At 53.5% G+C, this 24375-nt stretch carries 28 protein-coding genes and 1 pseudogene; 25 read left to right on the top strand and 4 right to left on the bottom strand.

Annotated elements, in window-relative coordinates:
* Positions 1-19: 19 nt before the first annotated feature.
* From prmA to LOK74_RS12145, 7 genes are all read left to right on the top strand, one after another.
* Positions 20-958: a 50S ribosomal protein L11 methyltransferase gene (prmA, locus tag LOK74_RS12175; protein ID WP_230046862.1), complete on the top strand. Its 939-nt coding sequence runs from the start codon at positions 20-22 to the stop codon at positions 956-958.
* A 19-nt stretch (positions 959-977) separates the two neighbouring features.
* Complete coding sequence (locus LOK74_RS12170) at positions 978-1721, top strand: 16S rRNA (uracil(1498)-N(3))-methyltransferase (protein WP_230046861.1); 744 nt, start codon at positions 978-980, stop codon at positions 1719-1721.
* A 14-nt stretch (positions 1722-1735) separates the two neighbouring features.
* The gene (mtaB, locus tag LOK74_RS12165) at positions 1736-3094 is read left to right on the top strand and encodes a tRNA (N(6)-L-threonylcarbamoyladenosine(37)-C(2))-methylthiotransferase MtaB (protein ID WP_230046860.1); all 1359 of its coding nucleotides are present in this window, start codon (positions 1736-1738) and stop codon (positions 3092-3094) included.
* Positions 3091-3519 (top strand): NUDIX hydrolase, encoded by a 429-nt coding sequence (locus LOK74_RS12160; RefSeq protein ID WP_230046859.1) that lies wholly within the window; start codon positions 3091-3093, stop codon positions 3517-3519. Before mtaB ends, LOK74_RS12160 begins: the two co-directional genes overlap by 4 nt.
* Positions 3520-3521: 2 nt before the next feature.
* The gene (gene deoC, locus LOK74_RS12155; protein WP_230046858.1) at positions 3522-4187 is read left to right on the top strand and encodes a deoxyribose-phosphate aldolase; all 666 of its coding nucleotides are present in this window, start codon (positions 3522-3524) and stop codon (positions 4185-4187) included.
* Positions 4188-4349: 162 nt separating this feature from the next.
* On the top strand, positions 4350-4742 hold the full coding sequence (locus LOK74_RS12150; RefSeq protein ID WP_230046857.1) for a CidA/LrgA family protein: 393 nt from the start codon (positions 4350-4352) through the stop codon (positions 4740-4742).
* Positions 4735-5397 (top strand): LrgB family protein, encoded by a 663-nt coding sequence (locus LOK74_RS12145; protein WP_230046856.1) that lies wholly within the window; start codon positions 4735-4737, stop codon positions 5395-5397. The genes LOK74_RS12150 and LOK74_RS12145 overlap by 8 nt, the downstream gene beginning before the upstream one ends.
* Positions 5398-5424: 27 nt before the next feature.
* Here the strand turns inward: LOK74_RS12145 and LOK74_RS12140 are convergent, their stop codons facing one another.
* On the bottom strand, positions 5425-6309 hold the full coding sequence (locus LOK74_RS12140; RefSeq protein WP_420908784.1) for a Na/Pi cotransporter family protein: 885 nt from the start codon (positions 6307-6309) through the stop codon (positions 5425-5427).
* A gap of 141 nt (positions 6310-6450) precedes the next feature.
* On the opposite strand from LOK74_RS12140, the pseudogene LOK74_RS12130 reads away from it, so the two are divergent.
* Positions 6451-7808 (top strand): annotated as a pseudogene (locus LOK74_RS12130) (class I SAM-dependent rRNA methyltransferase).
* A gap of 262 nt (positions 7809-8070) precedes the next feature.
* Positions 8071-9600: an alpha/beta hydrolase gene (locus LOK74_RS12125; RefSeq protein WP_420908767.1), complete on the top strand. Its 1530-nt coding sequence runs from the start codon at positions 8071-8073 to the stop codon at positions 9598-9600.
* A gap of 57 nt (positions 9601-9657) precedes the next feature.
* Here the strand turns inward: LOK74_RS12125 and LOK74_RS12120 are convergent, their stop codons facing one another.
* Complete coding sequence (locus LOK74_RS12120) at positions 9658-10149, bottom strand: hypothetical protein (RefSeq protein ID WP_230046853.1); 492 nt, start codon at positions 10147-10149, stop codon at positions 9658-9660.
* A 195-nt stretch (positions 10150-10344) separates the two neighbouring features.
* Here LOK74_RS12120 and LOK74_RS12115 point away from each other — a divergent pair, with 195 nt between their 5' ends.
* On the top strand, positions 10345-11466 hold the full coding sequence (locus LOK74_RS12115; protein ID WP_230046852.1) for a D-alanine--D-alanine ligase: 1122 nt from the start codon (positions 10345-10347) through the stop codon (positions 11464-11466).
* A gap of 60 nt (positions 11467-11526) precedes the next feature.
* Here LOK74_RS12115 and LOK74_RS12110 read toward each other — a convergent pair whose 3' ends face one another.
* Both LOK74_RS12110 and LOK74_RS12105 read right to left on the bottom strand, forming a co-directional pair.
* Complete coding sequence (locus LOK74_RS12110) at positions 11527-12225, bottom strand: sulfite exporter TauE/SafE family protein (RefSeq protein ID WP_230046851.1); 699 nt, start codon at positions 12223-12225, stop codon at positions 11527-11529.
* 25 nt (positions 12226-12250) lie between these two features.
* Positions 12251-13636 (bottom strand): UDP-N-acetylmuramoyl-tripeptide--D-alanyl-D-alanine ligase, encoded by a 1386-nt coding sequence (locus tag LOK74_RS12105; RefSeq protein WP_230046850.1) that lies wholly within the window; start codon positions 13634-13636, stop codon positions 12251-12253.
* A gap of 189 nt (positions 13637-13825) precedes the next feature.
* On the opposite strand from LOK74_RS12105, the gene LOK74_RS12100 reads away from it, so the two are divergent.
* The 15 genes from LOK74_RS12100 (at position 13826) to recO (ending at position 24135) form a co-directional block, all read left to right on the top strand.
* Positions 13826-14152 (top strand): histidine triad nucleotide-binding protein, encoded by a 327-nt coding sequence (locus tag LOK74_RS12100; RefSeq protein ID WP_230046849.1) that lies wholly within the window; start codon positions 13826-13828, stop codon positions 14150-14152.
* A 107-nt stretch (positions 14153-14259) separates the two neighbouring features.
* A complete protein-coding gene (gene rpsU / locus LOK74_RS12095) occupies positions 14260-14433 on the top strand; it encodes a 30S ribosomal protein S21 (RefSeq protein ID WP_230046848.1) in 174 nt (57 codons plus the stop codon).
* 18 nt (positions 14434-14451) lie between these two features.
* Positions 14452-14898, top strand: coding sequence for a GatB/YqeY domain-containing protein (locus LOK74_RS12090; RefSeq protein ID WP_230046847.1), 447 nt, complete (start codon positions 14452-14454; stop codon positions 14896-14898).
* A gap of 128 nt (positions 14899-15026) precedes the next feature.
* Entirely contained in the window at positions 15027-16415 is a 1389-nt protein-coding gene (locus tag LOK74_RS12085) for an NfeD family protein (RefSeq protein ID WP_230046846.1), read from the top strand.
* Positions 16416-16421: 6 nt separating this feature from the next.
* A complete protein-coding gene (gene floA / locus LOK74_RS12080; RefSeq protein WP_230046845.1) occupies positions 16422-17423 on the top strand; it encodes a flotillin-like protein FloA in 1002 nt (333 codons plus the stop codon).
* Positions 17424-17435: 12 nt separating this feature from the next.
* A complete protein-coding gene (locus LOK74_RS12075; RefSeq protein ID WP_230046844.1) occupies positions 17436-18059 on the top strand; it encodes a hypothetical protein in 624 nt (207 codons plus the stop codon).
* Between the two features lie 225 nt (positions 18060-18284).
* Positions 18285-18566: a sporulation protein YqfC gene (gene yqfC, locus LOK74_RS12070; RefSeq protein WP_230046843.1), complete on the top strand. Its 282-nt coding sequence runs from the start codon at positions 18285-18287 to the stop codon at positions 18564-18566.
* A gap of 54 nt (positions 18567-18620) precedes the next feature.
* The gene (gene yqfD, locus LOK74_RS12065; RefSeq protein ID WP_230046842.1) at positions 18621-19844 is read left to right on the top strand and encodes a sporulation protein YqfD; all 1224 of its coding nucleotides are present in this window, start codon (positions 18621-18623) and stop codon (positions 19842-19844) included.
* 24 nt (positions 19845-19868) lie between these two features.
* Positions 19869-20837 (top strand): PhoH family protein, encoded by a 969-nt coding sequence (locus LOK74_RS12060; RefSeq protein WP_230046841.1) that lies wholly within the window; start codon positions 19869-19871, stop codon positions 20835-20837.
* Positions 20838-20873: 36 nt separating this feature from the next.
* The gene (gene ybeY / locus LOK74_RS12055; RefSeq protein ID WP_230046840.1) at positions 20874-21353 is read left to right on the top strand and encodes an rRNA maturation RNase YbeY; all 480 of its coding nucleotides are present in this window, start codon (positions 20874-20876) and stop codon (positions 21351-21353) included.
* A gap of 10 nt (positions 21354-21363) precedes the next feature.
* Positions 21364-21741, top strand: a complete 378-nt coding sequence (locus LOK74_RS12050) for a diacylglycerol kinase (RefSeq protein ID WP_230046839.1) — start codon at positions 21364-21366, stop codon at positions 21739-21741.
* A gap of 53 nt (positions 21742-21794) precedes the next feature.
* Positions 21795-22208 (top strand): cytidine deaminase, encoded by a 414-nt coding sequence (locus LOK74_RS12045; protein ID WP_230046838.1) that lies wholly within the window; start codon positions 21795-21797, stop codon positions 22206-22208.
* A complete protein-coding gene (era, locus tag LOK74_RS12040; RefSeq protein ID WP_230046837.1) occupies positions 22189-23106 on the top strand; it encodes a GTPase Era in 918 nt (305 codons plus the stop codon). The genes LOK74_RS12045 and era overlap by 20 nt, the downstream gene beginning before the upstream one ends.
* A gap of 130 nt (positions 23107-23236) precedes the next feature.
* Positions 23237-23389 carry a YqzL family protein gene (locus LOK74_RS12035; RefSeq protein ID WP_230046836.1) on the top strand — a complete coding sequence of 51 codons (153 nt, stop codon included), beginning with the start codon at positions 23237-23239 and terminating at the stop codon, positions 23387-23389.
* Positions 23380-24135 (top strand): DNA repair protein RecO, encoded by a 756-nt coding sequence (gene recO / locus LOK74_RS12030; protein WP_230046835.1) that lies wholly within the window; start codon positions 23380-23382, stop codon positions 24133-24135. Before LOK74_RS12035 ends, recO begins: the two co-directional genes overlap by 10 nt.
* Positions 24136-24375: the final 240 nt, after the last annotated feature.

The following is a 24375-nucleotide window of genomic DNA, read 5'->3' as shown; positions in this document are numbered from 1 at the left end:
AGATGGGAGTGGGCGGATCATGATCTGGTCAGAAATCACGGTTCATACGACGGCTGAGGCCGTGGAGGCGGTATCCAATATTTTGCATGAAGCAGGAGCCAACGGGGTGGTTATCGAGGATCCGGAGGTGCTCCACCGCGAATGGGATACGCCGTTTGGCGAGATCTATCAGCTGTCCCCCGACGATTTTCCCACCGAAGGCGTCTACGTCAAGGCTTATCTGCCCGTCACGAGCTATCTCGGTGAGACGGTTGAGGAGATCAAGACGCAGTTGAATCAACTGCTCTTGCATGGACTTGATCTTGGCAAAGGGACAATCACACTGACGGAAGTACGCGAAGATGAGTGGGCTTCCGCTTGGAAAAAGTACTACAAACCGGTGTCAGTCTCGGAACGAATCACGATCACGCCAGTCTGGGAGGACTACCAACCGAAGCGTGCTGACGAGATCGTCATCGAGATGGATCCGGGCATGGCTTTTGGGACCGGGACTCATCCGACGACGGTGCTCTGCATCCGGGCTCTAGAGAAATACATTCAGTCTGGCGATCGGGTCTATGACGTGGGAACCGGTACCGGTATTCTCAGTATAGCGGCGGCTAAACTGGGGGCATCCGAGATTTTGGCTCTTGACCTGGATGAGGTGGCTGTCCGCTCCGCCCAAACCAACATCAAGGTGAACAAGGAAAGCGGAAAGATAACGGTTAAGCAGAACAATTTGCTGGACAACATGGAAGGACCAGTCGAACTGGTTGTGGCCAACATCTTGGCTGAGGTGATTATCCGTTTTACCGACGATATTGCCCGCGTGCTGGTGGAGGGCGGCCTGTTGATCGCCTCAGGGATCATTATGGCCCGGGAAGCTGACGTCAAACAGGCCCTGGTCAGATCAAACCTGGAAGTCGTAGAAACATCTTACATCGACGATTGGGTAGCAATCATAGCGAAAAAACGATAAAATAATGAGGTTGCCCACTATGCAGCGATATTTTGTAAAACCTCACCAACTGCTCGATAACAGGATTACGATTACCGGTGATGATGTCCATCACATCGTCAAGGTGATGCGCGGAAAGCCCGGAGACCAATTGATCGTTTGCGACAGCGAGGGGCGCTGTGCACGTGCCCGGCTCGTCGATCTGGGCACCCAGGAGGTCCAAGCGGAGATCGTGGAGATGCTGGACGAGCAGCGTGAGTTGCCGATACATGTAACCATAGCGCAGGGACTGCCGAAAAGCGACAAGCTGGAGTGGATCGTACAAAAAGGGACGGAGTTGGGAATGACAACCCTTGTGCCGTTTTCCTCGGAGCGGACGATCGTCAAACTGGACCCGAAAAAAGAAGCAAAAAAACGGGAACGGTGGCAGAAGATCGCCAAGGAAGCCGCCGAGCAGGCTCATCGCACACGGGTCCCGGAAGTAATGCCTGCGGTTGGTTTTGCTGAACTGCTGGAGCAGGCAAACCGGTATACATCCTGTGTGATCGCCTATGAACAGGAGAACACGACTTCTCTTCAGACGGTCCTCGCCAGTTTGAGACAGGGTGATTCCCTCTGTGTGCTGATCGGACCGGAAGGCGGTTTTACGACAGAGGAGGTTGCCCAGGCTGAACAGGCCGGCATTGTGCCTGTCTCGTTGGGTCCGAGAATCCTACGTACCGAAACGGCCAGTCAGTATGTGCTGGCGGCCGTTTCTTATCATTTTGAAAGTCCAAATCGATGAAAGGAGGGAGAGCAATGGCTACTGTTGCTTTCTACACTTTGGGCTGTAAAGTGAACAGTTATGAGACCGAAGCCATCTGGCAGTTGTTTAAGACCAATGGGTATCAGCGGGTCGACTTTGAAGCCGATTCTGCAGACGTTTATGTGATCAACACCTGTACGGTGACCAATACTGGAGACAAGAAAAGCCGCCAGGTGATCCGCCGCGCGATCCGCCGCAATCCTGAGGCGATTGTCGCCGTCACCGGTTGTTACGCCCAGACTTCTCCCGGCGAGATTGCCGCTATCCCTGGTGTCGACATCATCGTCGGGACACAGGGGCGGGAGAAGCTGCTTGAGTATGTAGAGCAGATTCGCGTCGAACGGCAGCCGATCAACGCTGTCGGCAACATTATGAAAGCGCGTCAGTTTGAAGAATTGGATGTTCCTTCGTTTACAGACCGGACGCGTGCATCGCTCAAGATCCAGGAGGGCTGCAACAACTTCTGCACCTTTTGCATTATTCCCTGGGCACGTGGTCTGATGCGCTCCCGCCAGCCGGAGAGCGTCATCGAACAGGCACGCAAACTGGTCGATGCCGGCTACCTGGAGATCGTACTCACCGGTATTCATACAGGAGGGTACGGCGAGGATCTGCAGGATTACAACCTGGCCAAACTGCTGGTTGACCTGCATCAGGTAGATGGCCTGAAGCGGATTCGCATCAGTTCGATCGAGGCTAGTCAGCTTACGGACGAAGTGCTCCAGGTGATCGATCAGTCAGACAAGGTGTGCCGTCACCTGCACGTACCGCTGCAGGCGGGCGATGATGAGGTGCTGAAGCGGATGCGCCGCAAGTACACGACGGCCCAGTTCCGTGAACGGATGGAGAAAGTACGCGAAGCGTTGCCGGGTGTGGCGATTACGACGGACGTGATTGTCGGCTTCCCCGGCGAAACAGAAGAGCAGTTTCAAAACGGCTACAGCTTTATTCAGGAGACTCAATTTGCCGAACTGCACGTCTTCCCTTACTCTATGCGAACCGGCACCCCTGCGGCCCGCATGCCTGATCAGGTAGAAGAAGAGGTTAAACGAGAACGTGTAGCCAAGCTGATCGAATTGAATCAGCAGCTCACCCTTTCTTATGCGCAACGCTTTGTCGGCCAGGTGCTGGAAGTGATTCCGGAACGCCCGTACAAGGAAGATCCGAACAGCGGCCTGATGATGGGTTATTCCGACAATTACCTGAACCTTGTATTCCCGGGCAGCGAAGAACTGATCGGCAAGGTGTGTCGCGTTCGCCTGGATCAGCCAGGATCCGAGTATTGCCAAGGCAGTCTGCTCGGAGTGGCCGAACAACCCGTTCGCCGGATGGTTGAGGGAACGGCCGTATGAAGCAGCTGTCGGCCGGCGGTGTCGTCTATACCAGGCGGGACGGTCAACTGCTGCTGTTGATGATTGAGGACCGCTTTGGCAAAATATCCTTGGCAAAAGGAAAGCAGGAACCAGGGGAAACCCTGGAGGAAACAGCACTGCGTGAAATCGAAGAGGAGACTAGTGTACGCGGCAAACTGGTCAGAAAACTGGAGATCGTCTCTTACACCTACAGAGACCCACAGACGGGTCAGCAGGTAGAAAAGGAAGTTCACTACTATCTGGTGGAAGCGTTGACCGATCGTTTGGCTGCGCAAATCGAAGAGATCACGGCAGTGAGCTGGTTTCAACCGCTCGAAGCCTGGGAACAACAGCAAAGCAGGGGATACGATAACAACAGCAGCGTGCTGCAGACGGCGCTGCGCCAACTCGGGGTGGAGGTGTAAGCATGGAGTTGAACAAGTATATCGATCATACGCTGCTCAAGCCGGATGCGACCGCTGAGATGATTGACCGGCTGTGCGAGGAAGCGAAGCAGTATCAGTTTGCTTCCGTTTGTGTCAATCCGACATGGGTAAGACGTGCTGCCGGCCATTTGGCTGGAACCGAGGTAAAGGTGTGCACGGTGATTGGTTTTCCGCTCGGCGCGACCACACCAGAGGCAAAAGCGGCAGAAACCCGTGACGCGGTATCAGGCGGAGCAGGCGAAGTCGACATGGTGCTAAACGTTGGTGCGCTGAAGTCGGGCGACCTGGAGTTGGTGAGACGCGACATCGCTGCCGTTGTAGAAGCGGCTGCCGGCGTACTGGTCAAGGTGATCCTGGAAACGGGACTTCTCACGGATGAGGAAAAAGTCACGGCCTGCAAGCTGTGTGTAGAGGCGGGAGCCCACTTTGTCAAGACCTCTACCGGGTTTGGTCCCGGTGGTGCAACGGTCGAAGATATCGCTTTGATGCGCAAGACCGTTGGCCCAGGCATCGGGGTGAAAGCATCAGGCGGTGTACGCGACAGAGCAGCCGCCCTGGCGATGATCGAAGCGGGTGCGACTCGCATTGGAGCCAGTGCGGGCATCGCTATCGTCACAGGAGAAGCGTCAGAGAGCAGCGGTTATTAATCCTTGATGGATTAATTGACAGGAGGCGAACTTCCAATACTGGGAAGTTCGCTTTTTACTTCCCGTGGGGACCGCTTCCGAGCAGCAGAAAGATTGTCCAACAAGACAGGTCTAGATTACAATGTCCAGAGACGAGATGATTCATATGGGAGGGAGAGAGATATGTGGGGGTGGCTGATCATCCTCGGTTTTTACGGAGTGGGCGCGCTGCTGAACAGGTGGGGGGAGATCCCGTTGCCGGGCAGTCTGATCGGGATGCTTCTGCTGGCCCTTTCACTGATAGCTGGCTGGATTCCCTTTCGCTTGGTGGAACAGGCAAGTGCTTTCTTGCTGAAGCATATGTTGCTCTTTTTTGTGCCTATCATCGTCGGGGTTGTTTCATATGCTGGAGTGATTATGCAGCAGCCGTGGCCGATCCTGACTGCACTCGCAGCCGGGCCACCGCTGGTGATGCTGACGGTTGGACTGATGATGCAGACCTGGAAGAAAAATCAGGCTCAGGAGCGAACGGCAGGTACGGCTGGCGATGGCCATAGGAGGGAACGGAATGCTTAGTTTCACCGCGATCATCGTGACCCTGCTGGCATATGCCGCTGCGCAAAAGATATCGCAAAAGGTTCTGTGGATACAACCGCTTTTACTTGCTGCTGCCGGGGTGTGGCTGCTGTGGTGGGTAATCAGCGATGATTGGGAAGCATACGCTGCCGGAGGAGAGTGGATCACCATTTGGCTGGGACCGGCGACCGTTGCCCTGGCAGTTCCTTTGGCCAGGCAATTCAGGGAATTGATCGCCCTGTGGAAAGGGATTCTGCCAGGGATTGCGGTAGGAGCAGGACTGTCCATCGCAGTCACCTGGATGACGTTCTGGTCGCTTGGCGGAGATGATGTGCTTCTTCGCAGCATGCTGAGCAAATCAGTTACCACACCGATTTCGATTGAACTGACCGCCGCGGTCGGGGGAGTTCCCTCTCTCGCTGGTTTGTTTACGGCTTTGACAGGCATTTTCGGGATCAGTATTGCCCGGCCATTGCTGAGACGGTTCGGCATCACCGATGATTGGGCGATCGGGATCGCTGTTGGGACTAGTTCCCACGCGATTGGCACGGCAAGTCTGCTGCGTGACTCACAGACGCAGGCCGCTGCATCAGGCCTGGCGATGATCCTGACCGGCATCATTACGTCTATCTACATGATCCCGTTTGTTCAGTGATCGATAATCGATTGGCTTTTCCGCCTTTTATCTTTTTTGATCTGGAATCAACCATTGGATAAAACGGGCGATCTGCGCGGCAAACGGCAGTCCGAGCAGGGAACAGATCAGATTGAAGATGGTCTGGGCATGGGCTATCTGCATCGCCGGATCGGACGTGAGAAACTGGGCGGCACTGGCCAGACTAGAGAGAAACGGCAGAAACAGCAGGGCGCCTGCTGCGTTGAACAGGGTGTGCAGCCAGGCTGCCTGTCGTGAGGCGGTGTTTGTGCCAATGCTGGCCAGCAGTGCCGTAAAGCAGGTTCCGATGTTGGCCCCAAGCACAACAGCCAACGCCGTCTCGATCGACATCACGTCATGGACCATAAGTCCCATCGTGATCGCAGTAGTAGCCGAGCTGCTGTGAATCAGTGCCGTAAAGATCGTGCCGGTCAACAGCCCGATCCAGATAGAATGGCTGCTGGTCAGAAACAGAGAGCGAAATGTATCTGACTCCTCCAGTGGCTTGGCCATCACTTGCATCGTGTCGATACCCAGAAAAATCAGCCCGAACCCGGCGACGATCAGACCGATGCAGCGGAGTGTCAGCCGGCGCTGCAGCCACATGAGTACACCGATCAACAGCATCGGTACGGCCAGCTCTTCCAGACGCAGGGCGATCAATTCCGTCGTCACGGTTGTGCCGACGTTGGTTCCCAGAATGATGCCGACGGTTTGCGGAAAGCGAATCACGCCCGACTGGGTCAGCCCGATCGTCAGGACCGTGACGGCGCTCGAGCTTTGCAGGACAAAGGTAGACAGGAGACCAGAGGAAAAGCTGTGTACGGGCGTACGCGTAAACCGGAGCAGGAACGCCTCCATGCGCTTCCCGGCCAAATGGTGGAACCCCGTACGCATCACGTACATACCCATCAAGAAATAACTTAGCCCCAGCGCAAACGGCAGCAAAATCTCGGCAGCGATCCGCACGCACACGCCCCCCTTTTCGTGGTCCAACCGATACTATACGCTATGCCTGTGCTGAGACAAGCATGACAAGGAGAGATGAATGACGTGGCAAGAGTGGTTCTAACCAGGAACAGAAAAAAACGGTTGGAGACAGGACATCCGTGGGTATTTCAATCGGAAATACAGGAAGTGCAGGGGGACTTTGAACCCGGCGATATTGTCGAAGTAAGCAATCATCAGGGACATGTCCTGGGCAAAGGCTATATCAACCCCCAGTCGCAAATCGCCGTTCGCCTGCTCACCTATGACCCTAAGGAACAAATCGACCTCCCTTTTTTGTCCGCCGGATCCGAGAGGCGGTCGGTTATCGAAAACGGTTTGTAGACAATCCTCTCTACTGCCGACTGGTATACGGTGAGGCTGACTTTCTGCCGGGGTTGATCGTCGACCGCTATGGAGATGTCTTGGTTGTACAAATCCTTTCCCTCGGGATGGAAAGGTTTCGCGAGTGGATCAAACAAGCCCTGCTGGAAGTGATCCAGCCCAAGGGAATCTATCTGCGCAACGATGTTCCTGTACGCGAACTGGAGGGATTGGAGCAGACCAAAGAAGTGATGTACGGCGAGTGTCCTCGTGAGGTTGAGATTGAGGAAAACGGTTTGACCTACGTGGTCGATATTGTCGAGGGACAGAAGACCGGATTTTTTTACGATCAACGGGAGAATCGGGCGGCAATCGCTCCGCTGATGACGGGGTGGGGAGAAAAACATGGGATCGCATTGCAGCCCATCGGCTCGGATGGGGAGCCGATGACAGATCGAGAGGGCAAGACGCGTGATGTAGAACCGCTTCTGGACGAGCAGGGGGAGATGGTTTACAAGCCGGTAGACCGACGCGGCAAAGTGGTGAAAAATCCGTTCTGGGACGGTGCGGAAGTATTGGAATGCTTTACCCACACCGGTTCGTTTACATTAAATGCCTGCAAGCACGGTGCGAAGAAGGTAACGGCATTGGATATCTCCGAGCATGCGATTGAAACGGCCCGGCGAAACGTCACGATGAACGGGTTTCTGCACCGCGTTCAGTTTGTCGTGGCCAATGCTTTTGACTACCTGCGGGAGAGTGTGGAGGCTGGCCGCTCGTGGGACGTCGTGATCCTGGACCCGCCTGCTTTTGCCAAATCCCGTCGTGCTGTAAAAGGTGCCTGCCGCGGCTACAAGGACATCAACCTGCACGGCATGAAGCTGGTCCGCTCTGGCGGCTATCTGGTGACGGCTTCTTGTTCCTATCACATGTCCGCCGACCTCTTTCTGCAGACGATTCAGGACGCTGCGGTGGATGCAAAGAAAATCCTGCGACTGGTGGACTGGCGCGGGGCAGCCAAAGATCACCCGCAGATCAGCGGAGTGGATGAGGGAGAATATCTGAAGTTTGCCATCTTTGAGGTGAGGGATCGATCATAATCACAAGCGGCATGACGCTCTGTTGCGACATGTCGCTTTTTCGTGCAGAGAAGTTGTACTCTTTTTGCGACAGATCAGTTTATGGCATTGACGAGATGGTTGCGGATAAGACGTGCCCAGTTTTGCCATTAGGACAGACCAGCAACCCCCTCGACACGACAGAGGCGAGAACGGACGGTTCGGCTGATGATAAGCATGGTACGAGAATTGCTAAATAATCAGGCGATATAGAAAACGCTCTCAAAAGAGGAGGAGGATGCAGTTGGCTAGAAGCAGATGGAGAGCCATCGTTTTCAGCACTTTACTGATGGTTCCTTTGGTAACCCCCGCCTTGTTGGGTTCAAGTGCATGGGCCGCTTATTCACCGGTTATCCCGGGGGCGCACAGTGTAACCGTGACCGTGTTTGACGGAGAAAACAACAACTGGCTCACGACAAAAAATCCGCTGCAGTACGAAGCGGCAACCGTGCACGGCAACATCGGATTAACTCCTTACCTATGGGGCAGCGAAGAGGAGGGAACCGGCTGGCATCAGTTGTATCAGCCGGACGAGGTGACCGGTACGCAGGTAAACGGCATGTTCGATGATGCCAAGTTTGTGATCCGTGTACCTGATGAGTGGAATGGAAAGTTAGTGGTAAGCGGGATCCCGGCTACTCGTACTGAGACGTCGACTGACCTGCTGTTCAGCGATTACGTTTTGGGCAGAGGGTATGCCTTCGCCGCGATTGACAAAGGAACACAGGGGGAAATCGATCCAACCGATTCGCTGGCAAAGGTGAAAAATGCCCTGGTTGCGCAAGAAGACTCTCTGGCTGAGTGGAATCTGCGCTTTCGCCAGATCACCAAAGCGGCACAAGCCTACCTCAGCAAAAACTACTCTGATCAGCTGATTGATCCAACCGACACAAACAACCCGGCGAGCGACCTCGTCTCCGAAGATCATCCTATCCCCACCTACGCCATCGGCATTTCCAATGGCGGCTACGTGGTTCGTTATGCCTTGGAGCATGATGATCCCAAGCGTACCAAAGAACCTGCTCTGTACGACGGTGGAGTAGACTGGGAGGGAGTGCTGTGGAGAGGGGACGAGCCCAACCTGATCACGTCGCTTACCGAGGTGGTTCGACACGCTGAGCAAGCACTTTATGGGACTGGAGAAGCACAAGCAGAGGCCAGGCAGGCGCTTTATCAGGCCGGTCTGCCCAAAGGATCGGAAAAACTGTGGGCCTATCACGATCTGGTTTACTGGTTCCTTTCTCTCAACATTTATCGCGATGAGTTTGACCCGGACGCTCCCAACCGGATCGACTGGCGCGACTACCTGACCTTTACTCCTGAGGGCAACCGTGACCGTTCCAACGATTGGATTTACCAGTCGTATGACTACAATGAGCGACCGGGCAAGGTAAAGCAAAACGTGGCTCAAATAGAGAATACGGGAGAGATTCAAGTGCCGCTCATCAGCGTATTCGGGACCTGGGATTCACTTATCTTTCCCGATGTACACGGTGTTGCTTATCAAAAACTGGTGGAAAAAGCGGGGCGTGCTGATCTGCACCGGCTCTATCTGATCGAAAAGGGCAATCATGTCGATAGTCTCGTCTGGAGCAACTCTGATCCAGACAAAGAACTGCAGCCGCTGCTTCCCTACGTCCATCAAAGTTTCGACCTGCTGGTGGAATGGGTGGAGGAGGGAGAGGCAGCTCCGGACAGCCGGACGATCCCAACGCCGGACGTTCCGACACATGTCATCGAGATCAAGACCGGGAATGAAATCGAACCGTATTAAACCGTATGAAACCGTGTGAAACAGAGAAAACGGGCCACAAGCAGGCCCGTTTCCTGTTCAAGCAAGTTGTTTGTCTGTCAGTACTTGTTCAATGATCTCCAGTGCCTTCTTGATCCCCAACTCATTGCCCAGCAGCACTTGTCCTTCGGCCGGAGTTGCCGCTTTTCTTCTCTTCAATCCTTCCAACTCACAATCAAGCAGGTGTTTAATCATGTATACCTGTACCCGCCCTATATGCCGTTCGCTTAACCGGTCGCGCTCTTCAAACAGACGCCGCTCCTTGCTCTCTTGGACGTACTTGTCAATGTCGTCCTCCAAAAACCGCTTGGTGCTGCAGATGATCCCCATGTACTCTTCCGTTTTGGAGGGAATCATCTTTAACGCGTGACCGAGGTGGGCAAGCAAAAATTTGTTCAAGACGATACTGTCCCGCGTATAGTCGTTGTAAAGTAGCGAATACTCCCCGAGAAACGCTCCCGATTCCTTGTTATAGCTGTGCAAGAGCGTGTATACCGAACAGTACGTACAGTAGAGGAGATAATCTCTCATCGCCAATCCCTCCATGCTACACGATATGAGTAGGGGAGTGAAACGGTGAGTGGGGAAGGGTTGTGTTCACTCTGTTCATCCATTATGCTGAAAGGGTATCTTCATAAGGCATAAGGCAAGGTTCGAAAGGGAGTTGCTCTGCATAACATACAGGGACAGAGCCATGTTTTGCTGACATAGAAGGGAGTTTTACGGATGGGGAGAAAAATACGGCTGGGGATCGTATACGGAGGAAAATCATCGGAGCATGAGGTTTCGCTGCGAACGGCACTGTCTGTGATTCAAGCGGTCGATCCGGACAAATACGAGATTCTGCCAATCTATATCCGCTTGGACGGAAACTGGGTAAAGGGAGAAGCTGCTGCCGGCTTGCCGCAGAGCGTGGAAGCATTGCGGCTGGAGGGGAAGCAGTCCAGTGCTGCAGATGGCCAGGCAGGGCAGATGGTCCAGTCAGGCAAGCGGGATGCGGCACCCGTTCTGTCTTTAGGTGAAGAAATCGACGTCATTTTTCCGGTTGTCCACGGCCCGAACGGTGAAGATGGTACCGTACAGGGGTTGTTGGAGTTAGCCAATCTACCTTACGTCGGCTCAGGTGTAATGGCCTCCGCAGTCGGGATGGATAAATGGATGATGAAAAATATCTTTGCGCAAGCCGGACTGCCGCAGGGAAAGTACTTGGGCATCCTCCGCTCGCGGCTGGAATCAGCACCTGATGAGGTTGTGCGGGAGATTGAAGAGGAGTTGGGCTACCCCTGCTTTGTCAAACCGGCCAACATGGGCTCCAGCGTCGGCATCAGCAAGGCGAAAGACCGTGAGCAATTACTGGAAGCCCTCAAACTGGCGGCTTCATTTGACCGACGCCTGATCGTCGAAGCGTTTGTCGAAGGGCGCGAGTTGGAGATTGGCGTATTGGGCAATGAACAGGTCGTCACCTCTGTCGTTGGCGAAGTGATCGCCACGAAAGAATTTTATGATTACGAAGCCAAGTACAAAGGAGCAGGGACGGAACTGCAGATCCCGGCCAACGTCCCGCAGCATGTCGCGGACAGGATCGCGGAATTGGCGGTACAGGCTTTTCACACCATCGATGCCTCGGGTTTGTCCCGCGTCGACTTTTTCTGGAATGAAGCAGTTGACCGCTTGTACATCAACGAGGTGAACACGATGCCTGGCTTTACCCCTTATTCAATGTACCCGATGCTGTTTGCTGAAGCTGGGATTCCATATAGTGAGCTGATCGACCGGCTGGTGCAGTTGGCACAGGAGCGTCATGCAGACAAACAGCGGAATCAGATCTCGGCTGAGGCATTCGAGTAAGCGAGAAATAGATCAGATGACAGCAAAAACAACCGGAGCTTACCCCCGGTTGTTTTTTTGCTACTGAATCCACAAGCGGAATAACCCCTCGGTCACACCAAGGTTGTACATGTAATAGACACCAAATACCACACTGACCACGCCGGTCAATCTGGTCAGCACTGTGTTTAACCGTACCCTGTTTACACTCAGCACGAAAGGAATGCCGAGAACAGTGGTGAACAGCAGCATGCCGAGCACCGTACCGGCGCCAAAGCAGAGGATATACATCGCTCCCATCCAGACAGTGGGGACCAGCTCCATCGTCAGCAGGACAAGTGCTGCACTGCCCGCAAGACCGTGGATCAGGCCAATGCCAGCCGACTTCATGTATGGCAGCTCGTCATCGGGAGGGAGTGCTGTGTTCAACAGCAGTCCATGTGGCGAGATCACGCCCGTATAAGAGGTATGTTTTTGTCTGCGATGCAGGTAAAGCGCATTGGACAGACCGAGCCAGACCAGCATGATACCGACGGTAAATTCCAGCGACATCGCCCATACCTCGGGAATCCTGCTTTTCATCAGGATGAAGATCAGACCTACAACAAAAAGGGTAGCGGTGTGGCCAATCCCCCAATATACGCCTGCCAAAGAGGACCGCCATAGATTGCGGCTGCGGCTGGCAATCGTCGATACCGCGATGACGTGGTCGGGCTCAATCGCGTGCTTGATCCCCAACCAAAAACCAAGGCTCAAAATCGAAAGAAAATGAAACTCCATAGGTTTGCTCCCTCTGTCTCCGGGTCTACTTCCGGTTTTTTTGTTGCATGTGTTCGGCTAGTGTTTCCAGTCTGATACCGCGCGAAGCCTTAAACAGAACCGCATGTTCGGCATCGTTGATCGCATCCAGCGCATCGGTGGCCGCTTCTTTGCTTGGGACATGCAGCTTTCGGCCGTGATAAGCGTTGTGCAACGGGCGGGTCGCTTCTCCGATGGTGATCAGCAGTTCCAAACTCTCGCTGTACCGATCGGCATATGCGCCTACTTCGGCATGCAGGTCTGGCGACTCGGCGCCCAGTTCCAACATCTCTCCCAGAACCAGCACTTTCTTGCGCTGCGGGAAGATCTCGGCGAACGTCTCGATTGCTGCTTTCATCGAAGTCGGGTTGGCGTTGTAGGCATCATTGATCACCAGCGTGCCGCTTGCGGTGGGTGTTACCTGGAAGCGCATCGCTGATATGAACACAGTAGACAATGCCTTGGCAATAGCTGCTGTGTCCATGCCCAATTCCCTTGCCACGGCGATTGCGGGCAGCGCGTTTGACACATTATGCTTTCCGAATAACGGAATCGATACGGGAAATGACTCTCCAGACGCAAAACAGACGACAAATGATGTTCCCTGCTCGTCGGTCTCAATCTTTTCCGCCCACAGATCCGCCGGTCCTTGGATCGAATAAAAAAGAGTTCTTCCATCGTATAGATGAGTCAACTCGCTTAGGTAGGGGGAATCGCCGTTTAGCAGCACCAATCCATCGGTTGCTGTGTGCGGGAGCAGTTCTGCTTTGGCCAAGGCGATTTTTCGCCGCGAACCGAAGTACTCGATATGGGCATCGCCGATGTTGGTGATGATACTGATTTTCGGCTGGACGAGTGAGGCAAGCCGATCGATTTCGCCGGCGTGGTTCATCCCCAGCTCCAATACGGCCACTTGATGCCCCTCTTCAATCTGCAGCAGCGAATAAGGGACACCGAGGTGATTGTTAAAACTTTTGTACGTCTTGTAAACGGACATCCAATCAGCTAATAGATGGGCCGTAATATCTTTTGTAGTCGTTTTTCCGTTGCTGCCGGTGACTGCGATAAAGGGAAGGGAGTACTGCTTGCGATACTTGCCTGCCCACTTTTCAAAAGCGCGTACGGTGTCGTTCACCAGAATCAGTCCGAAGTCCTCGGGCAACTCCTTTGGAATCTTCGCTTCATCAGAGATGAATGCGGCAGCAGCCCCCTTTTCGACGGCATGATGGAAAAAATCGTGTCCATCCCGTTCACCGACGACGGGTATGAATAAGCCGCCCTTCTCCAACTGGCGGCTGTCAAAGTGGACGGATGTGATCAACTGATGGGGGTTACCGCTGATCAGCAGGCCTTCTGCCATGCTGGCAACCTGCTGTAGAGGAATCGGTTTCATAGTCGGCCTCTCCTTTTTTCACGACAATCGGCTACGGTCATGCTATCACGGGGAGCATAGAGTGACAAGAGGGTACTGCATGTACTGTCGTTTCTTGCCAAGCGGCGGATCGATTCGTTATAGTGTAATTGAGTGCTAGTGACATACATATTTTACGGACAACATTCCTATGTCTTTTGGAGGTGCCCTATGGAAAAAAGCGTTTTTACCCGGATCATGGAACAAGAGATCCCCGCGCGCTTCGAATACGAGGACGATCAGGTAATCGTGATCCATGATATTGCGCCGAAAGCGCCGATCCACCTGCTGATTATCCCGCGCAAACCGATTCCAACATTGATGGATGTGAGCGAGGAGGATCTGCCGCTGATCGGCCATATTCATCAAGTCGCCCAAATGTTGGCCAAAAAGCTGGAAGTAAAGGGTTTTCGCATCGTAAACAACTGCGGCAAAGAGGGCGGACAAGAAGTTTTTCACTTGCACTATCATTTTTTAGCTGGATTTCAACAAGAGTAAACCACGGGGAATGGTTGACCGGAGACGGCCATCTGCCCTATAATGAAAGTTGACAGTCTGTGCTTGAACAGTTGTCTCACGGTTTCAAGCGGAGGGAGGGAAGACAGATGGCTGAGATTCGTGTACGTAAAAACGAGTCATTGGAGAGCGCACTGCGCCGCTTCAAGCGTGAAAGCGCGAAAGCGGGTGTGATGGCTGAGATTCGCAAACGCCGCCATTTCGAAAAGCCAAGCGTTGCGCGCAAGAAAAAATCGGAAGCAGCACGCAAACGTAAGTACTAACGTTCAGGGAGGCCAATCATGAGTCTAATGGAGCGTCTCAATCAGGATATGAAGCAGGCGATGAGGGACAAAAACACACTAAAACTCTCTGTTATTCGCATGGTGAAAGCCGCCGTTAAGAACGAAGAGATTCAAAAGGGTGATCAGTTGTCCGATGACGATGTGCTCACCATCTTGACCCGTGAGTTAAAGCAACGCCGTGACTCCCTCCAAGAGTTCGAGAAGGCCGGGCGCGAAGACCTGGCGAGCAAAATACGCGAGGAAATCGATGTACTTACCTCCTATCTGCCGGAACAGTTGAGCGAGACGGAGATTCGTCAACTGGTACGTGAGACGATTGCCGCTGTTGGTGCGACGTCCAAAAAGGAGATGGGGAAAGTAATGGGAGCCATCATGCCAAAGCTAAAAGGCAGAGCTGACGGTACCCTCGTCCAAAAAGTCGTTGCCGACGAATTGACTACCTGATAAAGCAAATAACCCGGTCTGCAACAACAGGCCGGGTTTTTGATTTTTTTTGAAACATGTTGATACTCGATCCGTATTACCTTATTAGATTTTGTGGGGAACCAAATAATAAGGAGGGAGGGAATCGAGTGGAAGCTATCCAACGTAATAACAGGTTTCGTTTCTTTCTTGTGATGGCATGGCTGATCAGTGTCAGTTTCGTCTCGCTGATGGGAGTGCACTCCGCACAGGCGGAAACAGGTGCGGCTGCATCGGAGTCTGGCTCATCTGCAACTGTATTTGAGGACGGCGTTGTCATTCCTGTGGAACAGGGGATCGAACGCGGTTTGGAAGCTTTTTTGCAGCGTGCCTTTGATGAAGCGAAGCAGCGGGGAGCTGATTTGGCCATCCTGGACATCGACACGCCTGGAGGCGAGATCAATGCAGCTACCCATATTGGAGCATTGATCCGTCAGGCACCGATGCACGTCGTTGCCTATATTGACGACCAAGCCTTCTCAGCTGGGACTTACATCGCCTTGAATGCCGATGAGATTGTGATGACCCCCGGCAGCGCGATCGGTGCGGCCACACCGATTGACATGGCGGGCAATGCAGCAGATGTGAAGGTGATTTCGGCTTGGTCGGAAAAGATGCAATCGGCCGCTCGGCTGAACCGGCGTGATGAGCAAATCGCTCGAGCGATGGTAGAGATCGACATGGAGATTCCCGGACTAAAAGAGAAGGGAACGGTCCTGTCGCTTGACGCGGAGAAAGCAGCAGAAGTCGGGTATGCCGACAAAATTGTTGCCGATAAAGCAGAGTTGTACCGCTATCTCGGTATCGAAGCGGATCGTATGTCCAACATTGAGCCGACATTAAGCGAACGGGTAGCCCGCTTTGTGACCAGTCCGTATGTGATGAGTCTGCTGCTGCTGATCGGACTGCTTGGGCTGATTGTCGAACTGTTCGTCCCTGGTTTCGGAGTTGCCGGTACGGTGGGCTTGCTCTCTTTTGGGCTGTATTTCTTCGGCCACTACGTAGCAGGCTTTGCCGACTGGCTGCACATTGGTCTGTTCGTGCTCGGGGTCGTCCTGATGCTTGCAGAGATTGTGCTGCCGGGTGGTATCGTCGGCATCATCGGTTTTGTCAGTCTCTCCTCCAGTCTCGTACTGGCAGCCTACGATACGGAGCAGGGACTCGTCTCTCTGGCTTTCGCCGCGTTGGTCACAGTGATCGCAGCCATATGGCTGGTGAAGCGGTACGGCTTCAAAGGGCTGATCAGCAAGTTTGTTTTAAGTGATGAACTTCGCAGCGAAGCAGGGTATATCGCCCCTCGCGACCAGCGGGAGCTGATCGGGCAAGTTGGCATTGCGCTTACGCCGCTTCGGCCGTCAGGCATTGTCAGGATTGACGGCAAGCGGGTTGATGCCGTTAGCGCCGGTGGCTTTATTGCCTCAGGTACCGAGGTGGTCGTGATTCAGGTAGAAGGAACCCGCGTCGTTGTGGAAGAACGGGAAAACGAAAAAAAGGAGTAGATGGATATGCCGTTTGATGGAGGAATCCTCCCCTTTATCTTCATGGTTGCCGTGGTGATTGTCGTATTGTCTGTATTTCTCTCATTTGTACCGATCATGCTCTGGATATCCGCGCTGGCTTCCGGCGTTCGCGTCGGCATGGTTACGTTGATTGCCATGCGTTTGCGCCGCGTGGTTCCGGCAAAGATTGTCAATCCGCTGATCAAAGCACGTAAAGCGGGTCTGGATCTAGCCACTAACCAGTTGGAAAGCCATTATCTGGCTGGCGGTAATGTCGACCGCGTGGTAGATGCCTTGATCGCCGCACAACGGGCGGACATCCCGCTTGGTTTTGAACGTGCCGCGGCCATCGATCTCGCAGGCCGCGATGTGCTGCAGGCTGTACAGATGAGTGTCAATCCGAAAGTGATCGAAACCCCGATCGTCGCAGCGATGGCGATGAACGGGATCGAAGTGAGAGCCAAAGCAAAGGTTACTGTCCGCGCCAACATCGACCGGCTTGTCGGTGGTGCGGGAGAGGAAACGATTATTGCCCGTGTCGGTGAGGGAATCGTCACCACCATCGGTTCGGCGGAGCGTCATAAAGACGTATTGGAAAACCCGGATCGTATCTCTCAAACCGTACTGAGCAAGGGACTGGATGCTGGTACAGCGTTTGAAATCCTCTCCATCGACATCGCCGATGTTGACGTAGGCAAAAACATCGGGGCACAACTGCAGACCGATCAGGCAGAAGCAGACAAACAGATCGCACAGGCAAAAGCAGAGGAACGCCGGGCGATGGCTGTTGCCCTGGAGCAGGAAATGCTGGCTCGCGTACAAGAGATGAAGGCGAAGGTAGTGGAAGCGGAAGCACAGGTACCGCTGGCGATGGCCGAGGCGCTGCGCGAAGGCAAGCTGGGGGTAATGGACTACTACAACCTGCAAAATATCGTTGCCGACACGGCCATGCGCAAATCATTCGGTGAGTCGGCCGACCCTGGTACGGATGCACACGGCGGTAAGTAGGGGGCTGTATAGATGCTAGAATTGATCGGTGTACTCTTGGACTTAGTTGGCTCTTTTTGGCCGTTGATTCTCGCCTTACTTGGTTATCTGCTGTTTGGCAAAGCGGCTCGAAAAGGGAATCAGCAGGCCGCCAAGTGGGGCAAATGGATTGGAGACGTGACCGATATCCCATTTGGCAGCGATGCGGAGGAGCCAAAACCAAAACGGATGATGGTAAAGAGCAAACCTGCTGCCGAAACCGATGTTTCGTACAAGATGTACAATACGGAGCGGCTGTCCGTTGACCGAACGGGTGGAAACACGGATGCAGATTGGGTTGAGAGAGCGACAGAACCTACTGCTGAAACGACTGCTGAAACACTGTCCCCGCTTGACATGGTGGCCCAACCGATCCGTGACGGGAAACGTCCAGATGCCCGCTCGATGAAGGGAAAGGATCATCCCATCCTGGGGAAATCGCCAATTTCCGAAGGCGGTTCCATCACAGGTGCGCACCAGAAAACAGCTTTACGCAGGCAGGAGCGGTCGCGTGAGGCAATCGACCCACGTGAAGGACTAAAGTGGGCGCTTGTCTTTTCGCCGCCACGAGCGAAAGCGGCCTACCGTCCACCTTATCGCTCTGACAGGACGCTATAGCCATTTCGTTGTCTTACAGGATTCACATCCAGTGCATGGATGTGAATCCTTTTTTATTTTACGGGATGAATCGATAGCTGAGATCATGCCTTGCTTTTTGTTCGCATGATTGACGACCTGCTGCATAGGGTTATAGAAGAAATACCCTCCGGCACCACTCTACCCGATCCTGCCAGGAGAGCATATCGAGGCGCACAGCGCCGGCTATAAAAAGGGGGCTATTCCATGAAGCGATGGAGTCGCCGACTGCGTCAACTGGCGGCGGGCGTCTTGGATTTGCCGCAAGATGTGGTATTGGAAGTCCCGCGAGTCACCATGATCGGTCACCTGCAAATGTACATAGAGAACCATCGCGGAGTTCTTCATTTTAGCGACAAAGAGCTCCGTTTGTTGTTAACCAACGGACAGTTGATCGTCTCCGGGGAGCAGTTGGTGATCCGGGCGATTTTGCCGGAAGAGGTACTGCTGGAAGGACGAATCGCCGGTGTGAAGTTTGTTGAAAAGTAAAAGTTCAACCGTCGCTCTGGATTAAGTAGGGAATGGCTGAGGAGGGAAGGGAAGATGCGGAACAGATTGAAGGAGTGGGCACAAGGACATGTCACCATCTCCGTTCGCGGCAAACGATTCGAGCGCTTGATCAATATGGCGGTGCGGGAAGGGTTCCAGGTCTGGAATGTCAGGCGTCGTTCGCCGGAGGAAGGGCAATGCGACATTCTGATCAGCGATTACTTGCGGCTGCGTTCACTGTTGCGTGAGACAGGCTGTCGAAGCAAGGTGGTTCGCCGTGAAGGATTGCCTTTCTGGCTGGTTCGGATGAAAATGCGCGCCGGGTTTACGACAGGCATTTTTCTTTTTTTTGCCGGATTGTACATGCTCTCCTCTCTGATATGGAGTGTGGAAGTGGTCGGCACGAAACATATTTCCACGCAAGAGGTGCGACAGGCGGCCACAAAAATCGGGATTAAACCATGGGCTTGGAAGGTCAAACTAAAAGAACCACAGGTTCTGCAAGACCAACTGCTCGAGATGCTGCCGGAAGCCTCCTATGTCGGAGTCGAACTGCGTGGCACCAAAGCGATCATCCAGGTGGTGGAGAAAGAGCAGCCTGATCCTGCCAAAGTGTACAACCCCCGTCATCTGATCGCGCGGAAAAAGGCGGTAATCCACCGTATTCAGGCAGAAGCAGGGAAAACCGTTGTCCAGGTTAATCAGTTTGTCAACAAGGGACAAGTACTGATTTCCGGGATCATCGGAAACGATCAGCGCCAGGGGGTGGTGGCCGCTCGCGGAAAAGTAGAGGGGGAAGTCTGGTATGTGGCCAATGTATCGGTGCCGCTCAGCCAGACACGTCATCATTACACGGGTGAGCAGCAGTCCAGTTACTACCTGCTCGCCGGAGCATACGCTGTGCGTCTTTGGCCGTTTGAGCAGGTCTCGTTTCAACGCTTTGAACAAAGCGAACAGCGCCATTACCTGGGTTATGGCGATTTCCAACTGCCGATCGGATGGAAGGCACAGACGCAATACGAGGTGGAGTCCGAGCAGCAAAAGCTGAGCCGGGAAGAAGCGATTTCGCTGGCGAAACGATTTGCCCGCATGGACGTTTTGAAAAAAGCGGGTGAGGATGCGAGAATAAAGGGTGAAAAAGTTTTGCACGTAAAAGAGGAGAATGGTAAAGTTTACTTGAGTGTACATTACTCTGTAATCGAGGATATTACGGAAGAACAGCCTATTGTTTCGCTGCCGCCGGCTCAACAGCCAGGTGCAGACAAACCCAACCAATGAAGACGGTAAGGAGTGGGAAGCCTTTTGCAAGTCAAAGAAGAGGTGAAGATTCCATTTACGGACGCATCTGAAGCGCTCATGCTGTTCGGCCCGCACGATACGTATCTCAACCAGATAGAAGAGCGGACAACGGCCAAAATCGTCACACGCAATGGAGAGGTGATGATCACCGGTGAACCGGAAGAGGTTGAAAGGATGGCAGCCTTGTTTGACATTCTGCTGCAGCTCATCCGGCGGGGAATCACGTTGTCTGAGCGAGACGTTTCATACGCGCTAGCGCTAGCCGAAACAGGCGAGGTGGAACAACTGCTCCACCTGTACGATGAAGAGGTGGCCCGCACCCAGCGGGGCAAGCTGATTCGCGCCAAGACATTGGGACAGCGTCACTACCTGTCCTCAATCAAGCGCTTCGATATCGTCTTTGGGATCGGACCGGCGGGTACCGGCAAAACCTATCTGGCGGTCGTAATGGCCGTCAATGCACTGAAAAACGGCAGGGTAAAACGAATTGTCCTCACCCGGCCCGCCGTAGAGGCAGGAGAGAACCTCGGTTTCTTGCCCGGCGATCTGCAGGAAAAAGTGGACCCGTACCTGCGGCCACTGTACGATGCCTTGTATGACATGCTGGGAAGTGAACAAGTAACCAAAATGATGGAGCGAGGTTTGATTGAGGTAGCACCGCTCGCCTATATGCGCGGTCGCACACTGGAGGATTCCTTTGTCATTTTGGACGAGGCCCAAAATACCACTCCTGAACAAATGAAGATGTTCCTGACCCGCCTTGGCTTTGGCTCCAAGATGGTCATCACCGGAGATGTCACACAGATTGACCTGCCCAAGGGCAAGTTGTCGGGCCTGCGTGAGGCGGAACGGATCCTCGGTGGGGTATCGGAAATCTCCTTCATCCGTTTCCACGAGTCGGATGTCGTACGACACAGTCTGGTGCAAAAGGTGATCGACGCATACGCCCGCTCGGAGGCCAACTACCAATAAGACAGGAACAATCCGGATACAAAAGAGGGACGAAACGTGTTGACAATAGAGATTATTGACGAACAGAATCAATCGCTTACGGACCAGCAGCTGCAGCTTGTCAGAACATGCCTGGAGGCGGCGGCAGCAGCGGAGGAGGTAACGGGCGAGGTAGTCGTGACGCTGGTGGACGATGAGCGCATTCACGAATTGAACCGTCAGTACCGCGGTATTGATCGTCCTACAGATGTGCTCTCGTTTGCGATGAATGAGACAGGCGAAGGCGAAATGGATATTCTGATGGACGATGAGGATTGGAGCGATATGCCCAACATGCTTGGCGATATCGTGATCTCCGTTCCGAAGGCAGTTTCACAGGCTGAAGAGTACGGCCATTCGCTGGAGCGGGAATTAGGTTTTTTGGCGGTACACGGCTTTTTGCACCTGCTGGGTTATGATCACGGGACAGAATCAGAAGAGGCAGAAATGTTTTCCCGACAGGAGCAAATCCTGCAAAAAATCGGTTTGACAAGGTAAGGTGTGGCGATTGAGACGAGCACGGCGGTTTTGGCGCAGTTTCGGGTATGCCTGTGCCGGCTTGCTTCATACCGTAAAGACGCAGCGGAACATGCAAATCCACGTTGCCGCTGCGCTGCTTACCCTTTTGGGGGCCTGGTGGCTGGATATCTCCCGGACAGATCTGCTGCTGGTCTTCTTTGCGATCGGCTTGGTCATGGCGCTGGAGTTGGTCAACACCTCCATCGAAGCGGCTGTCGACCTGGTCACAGAGGAATGGCACGCAAAGGCCAAGATAGCAAAGGATGCTGCAGCTGGTGCTGTTCTGCTTGCTGCCCTCACAGCTGCGGTGATTGGCCTCTGGGTATACGGGCCACCGCTTGTCGCCAGGCTCTCCAGCTTGTTCTAAAAGTGTGACCTTTTTATCAACCCCCCGATCCTGAATGAATGAGGGACAATGTGATGAATCAGCGAGAACTGATCGAAAACGCGATCGAAGCAAGAAAACGGGCCTATGTGCCATACTCCCGCTTTGCCGTTGGAGCCTCCTTGTTGAGCCAAGCGGGAACGGTCTATTTGGGCTGCAATATTGAAAACGCCGCTTACCCGCTTTGCAATTGTGCAGAGCGTACAGCGCTGTTTAAAGCGATCTCAGAAGGGGAACGCGACTTCCAGGCGCTTGCCGTCGTGGCTGATTGTCCCAAACCGGTGCCTCCGTGTGGTGCCTGCAGACAGGTCCTGGCAGAACTTTGCCCGCCTGACATGAAAGTGTTCCTGGCCAATCTGCAGGGAGAGATTACCGAGACGACAGTTGCCCAGCTGTTGCCGGGAGCGTTTACGAAGGAGGACTTAACGAGTGAATCACAACAGGACTGACACATCATACAAATCTGGTTTCGCGGCGATTATTGGCCGCCCCAATGTGGGGAAATCGACGCTGCTCAACCAGATTGTCGGGCAAAAAGTGGCCATCATGTCCAACAAACCACAGACGACACGCAACAAGATCCGTGCCGTACATACAACAGAACGAGGTCAGATTATCTTTCTGGATACGCCAGGCATTCACAAGCCAAAATCAAAACTGGGCGATTACATGGTCACGGTAGCCGAAAACTCGCTGAATGAAGTGGATCTGGTCCTCTATGTGATTGATGCAACGGAAAAATACGGGCCTGGTGAGGAGTATATCATCGAACGACTGCAGCAGGTGAAAACGCCGGTCTTTCTGGTGATCAACAAGATTGATCAGGTACATCCGGAGGCTCTGCTTCCCTTGATCGACGAGTATCGCACCCGCTACGAATTCCAGCAGATTGTTCCCGTCTCCGCATTGGAGGGCAATAATACGCAAGCCCTGTTGGATGCTATCTTTGAGCAGCTGCCGGAAGGTCCTATGTATTATCCGGAAGATCTGGTGACCGACCACCCCGAACGGTTTGTCGCCGCTGAACTGATCCGGGAAAAGGTGCTCCATCTGACCCGTGAAGAGGTCCCCCATTCGATTGCGGTGACCGTGGAAGAGATGAAACGGCGGGAAGACGGGCAGACCGTCTACATCTATGCGGCGATCTACGTCGAGCGAACGTCGCAGCGTGGGATCCTGATCGGCAAAAATGGCGAAATGCTGCGGGAGATCGGCAGACGGGCTCGCGTCGACATTGAGCGACTGCTTGGCAACAAGGTATACTTGGAACTGTGGGTAAAGGTAAAGAAAGACTGGCGAAATCAGGAGCGAATGCTGCGCAACTTCGGCTTTTATGACGAGGACTGACAGCAGGGTGCAGGAATACCACTAGCAGTTCCCTTATACGTGTCAATATTTCCATCGGATAGAAACGGTCAGATGGGTGGATTCTAACAATAGAAGTGGATACAGCGGCAAACAGGAAAGGATGATGCAGATGCTTCGCGACTTTTCTTGGAGTTATTTCGCTTCAACCGGTGACATCCACGCTTATCTTCTTTATCGGGAACATCAGCAGATTGGACCACACGCAGATGAAGAAGCGGATTCCACCCGGACGGAACTGGGTGAATCAACGGTATGCTTGTAAAATGGGAAGGAATTGTGATTCGAACGACCGATTACGGTGAATCAAACAAGGTAGTTACGCTATACACCAGAGAACACGGCAAAATAGGGGTAATGGCTCGCGGTGCGAAAAAACCCAAGAGTCGCCTGGCTGCCGTGTCTCAGTTGTTTACGCATGGTTTTTTTTTATGTAAGACCGGACCCGGTACAGGAATGGCGGATTTGTCCCAGGGAGATATTCTCGAATCATACCGTGAACTGCGGCAGGACCTTACCCGCACAGCTTACGCCGCATATATGGCCGAATTGACGGACCGGCTGAGTGTAGAACGGGAAGCCAACCCTTTTGTCTTTCACCTGCTGGCCTTGACGCTTCGTTTTTTGGATGAAGGCAAGGATCCAGAGATCCTCTGCCGCATTTTTGAAAGCAAGATGCTGATGGTTGCCGGTATTCGTCCTCATCTGCACAATTGTACACGCTGCAGCCGGGAACAGGAGCCTTATGCTTTCAGCGTCACACAGGGTGGCCTGCTCTGCCCATCCTGTCTGACTAGTGATCCGTATGCGATAACGGTTGCCCCGGCAGCCTGGAAGCTGCTGCGATTGTTCCAGCTATTCGACTTGGAACGATTAGGCGAGATTGAGGTGAAGCCAGCCACACGCAGTCAGTTGAAACATGTGCTGCACCGGTTTATGGATGAGCATCTCGACTTGCGTCTGAAAAGCCGCTCTTTTCTTGATCAACTGGAGAAACTTGCTCCTTCCTAACTGCTCACGATTGATGCACATTGACATCTCATTCGAGATTGGTTATTATATTTCAATAAAATATATGATGCGAAGATGAAAAAGAGTAGTGGACCTCTGGCTGATAGAGCGAATCAGGGATGGTGAGAGCCTGATAGTTACGTCTATGAACGGCATTTCGGAGCATCGACTGAGTGAAAGCGGGCAGCACGCCATCAGCGTCTGCCAAGTAGGGTGGAACCGCGGGAAACCTCTCGTCCC

Origin of the sequence: Brevibacillus humidisoli (assembly GCF_020923435.1) — a bacterium.
GTDB classification, from domain to species: domain Bacteria; phylum Bacillota; class Bacilli; order Brevibacillales; family Brevibacillaceae; genus Brevibacillus_E; species Brevibacillus_E humidisoli.
Note: the sequence above shows the minus strand (reverse complement) of the source record. Positions and strands in the feature narration are given on the sequence as shown.

Bases quoted from the DNA above. Each gene is read 5' to 3' on its own strand.
- LOK74_RS12140 (WP_420908784.1), bottom strand. From the start codon at position 6,309: ATGGGTATGTACGTGATGCGTACGGGGTTCCACCATTTGGCCGGGAAG.
- LOK74_RS12150 (WP_230046857.1), top strand. From the start codon at position 4,350: ATGTGGGGGTGGCTGATCATCCTCGGTTTTTACGGAGTGGGCGCGCTG.
- floA (WP_230046845.1), top strand. From the start codon at position 16,422: ATGCCGTTTGATGGAGGAATCCTCCCCTTTATCTTCATGGTTGCCGTG.
- mtaB (WP_230046860.1), top strand. From the start codon at position 1,736: ATGGCTACTGTTGCTTTCTACACTTTGGGCTGTAAAGTGAACAGTTAT.
- recO (WP_230046835.1), top strand. From the start codon at position 23,380: ATGCTTGTAAAATGGGAAGGAATTGTGATTCGAACGACCGATTACGGT.
- LOK74_RS12090 (WP_230046847.1), top strand. From the start codon at position 14,452: ATGAGTCTAATGGAGCGTCTCAATCAGGATATGAAGCAGGCGATGAGG.
- rpsU (WP_230046848.1), top strand. From the start codon at position 14,260: ATGGCTGAGATTCGTGTACGTAAAAACGAGTCATTGGAGAGCGCACTG.
- LOK74_RS12035 (WP_230046836.1), top strand. From the start codon at position 23,237: ATGCTTCGCGACTTTTCTTGGAGTTATTTCGCTTCAACCGGTGACATC.
- yqfD (WP_230046842.1), top strand. From the start codon at position 18,621: ATGCGGAACAGATTGAAGGAGTGGGCACAAGGACATGTCACCATCTCC.
- deoC (WP_230046858.1), top strand. From the start codon at position 3,522: ATGGAGTTGAACAAGTATATCGATCATACGCTGCTCAAGCCGGATGCG.
- LOK74_RS12120 (WP_230046853.1), bottom strand. From the start codon at position 10,149: ATGAGAGATTATCTCCTCTACTGTACGTACTGTTCGGTATACACGCTC.
- LOK74_RS12170 (WP_230046861.1), top strand. From the start codon at position 978: ATGCAGCGATATTTTGTAAAACCTCACCAACTGCTCGATAACAGGATT.
- LOK74_RS12105 (WP_230046850.1), bottom strand. From the start codon at position 13,636: ATGAAACCGATTCCTCTACAGCAGGTTGCCAGCATGGCAGAAGGCCTG.
- prmA (WP_230046862.1), top strand. From the start codon at position 20: ATGATCTGGTCAGAAATCACGGTTCATACGACGGCTGAGGCCGTGGAG.
- LOK74_RS12100 (WP_230046849.1), top strand. From the start codon at position 13,826: ATGGAAAAAAGCGTTTTTACCCGGATCATGGAACAAGAGATCCCCGCG.
- LOK74_RS12115 (WP_230046852.1), top strand. From the start codon at position 10,345: ATGGGGAGAAAAATACGGCTGGGGATCGTATACGGAGGAAAATCATCG.
- LOK74_RS12160 (WP_230046859.1), top strand. From the start codon at position 3,091: ATGAAGCAGCTGTCGGCCGGCGGTGTCGTCTATACCAGGCGGGACGGT.
- LOK74_RS12045 (WP_230046838.1), top strand. From the start codon at position 21,795: ATGAATCAGCGAGAACTGATCGAAAACGCGATCGAAGCAAGAAAACGG.
- LOK74_RS12145 (WP_230046856.1), top strand. From the start codon at position 4,735: ATGCTTAGTTTCACCGCGATCATCGTGACCCTGCTGGCATATGCCGCT.
- LOK74_RS12075 (WP_230046844.1), top strand. From the start codon at position 17,436: ATGCTAGAATTGATCGGTGTACTCTTGGACTTAGTTGGCTCTTTTTGG.
- yqfC (WP_230046843.1), top strand. From the start codon at position 18,285: ATGAAGCGATGGAGTCGCCGACTGCGTCAACTGGCGGCGGGCGTCTTG.
- LOK74_RS12110 (WP_230046851.1), bottom strand. From the start codon at position 12,225: ATGGAGTTTCATTTTCTTTCGATTTTGAGCCTTGGTTTTTGGTTGGGG.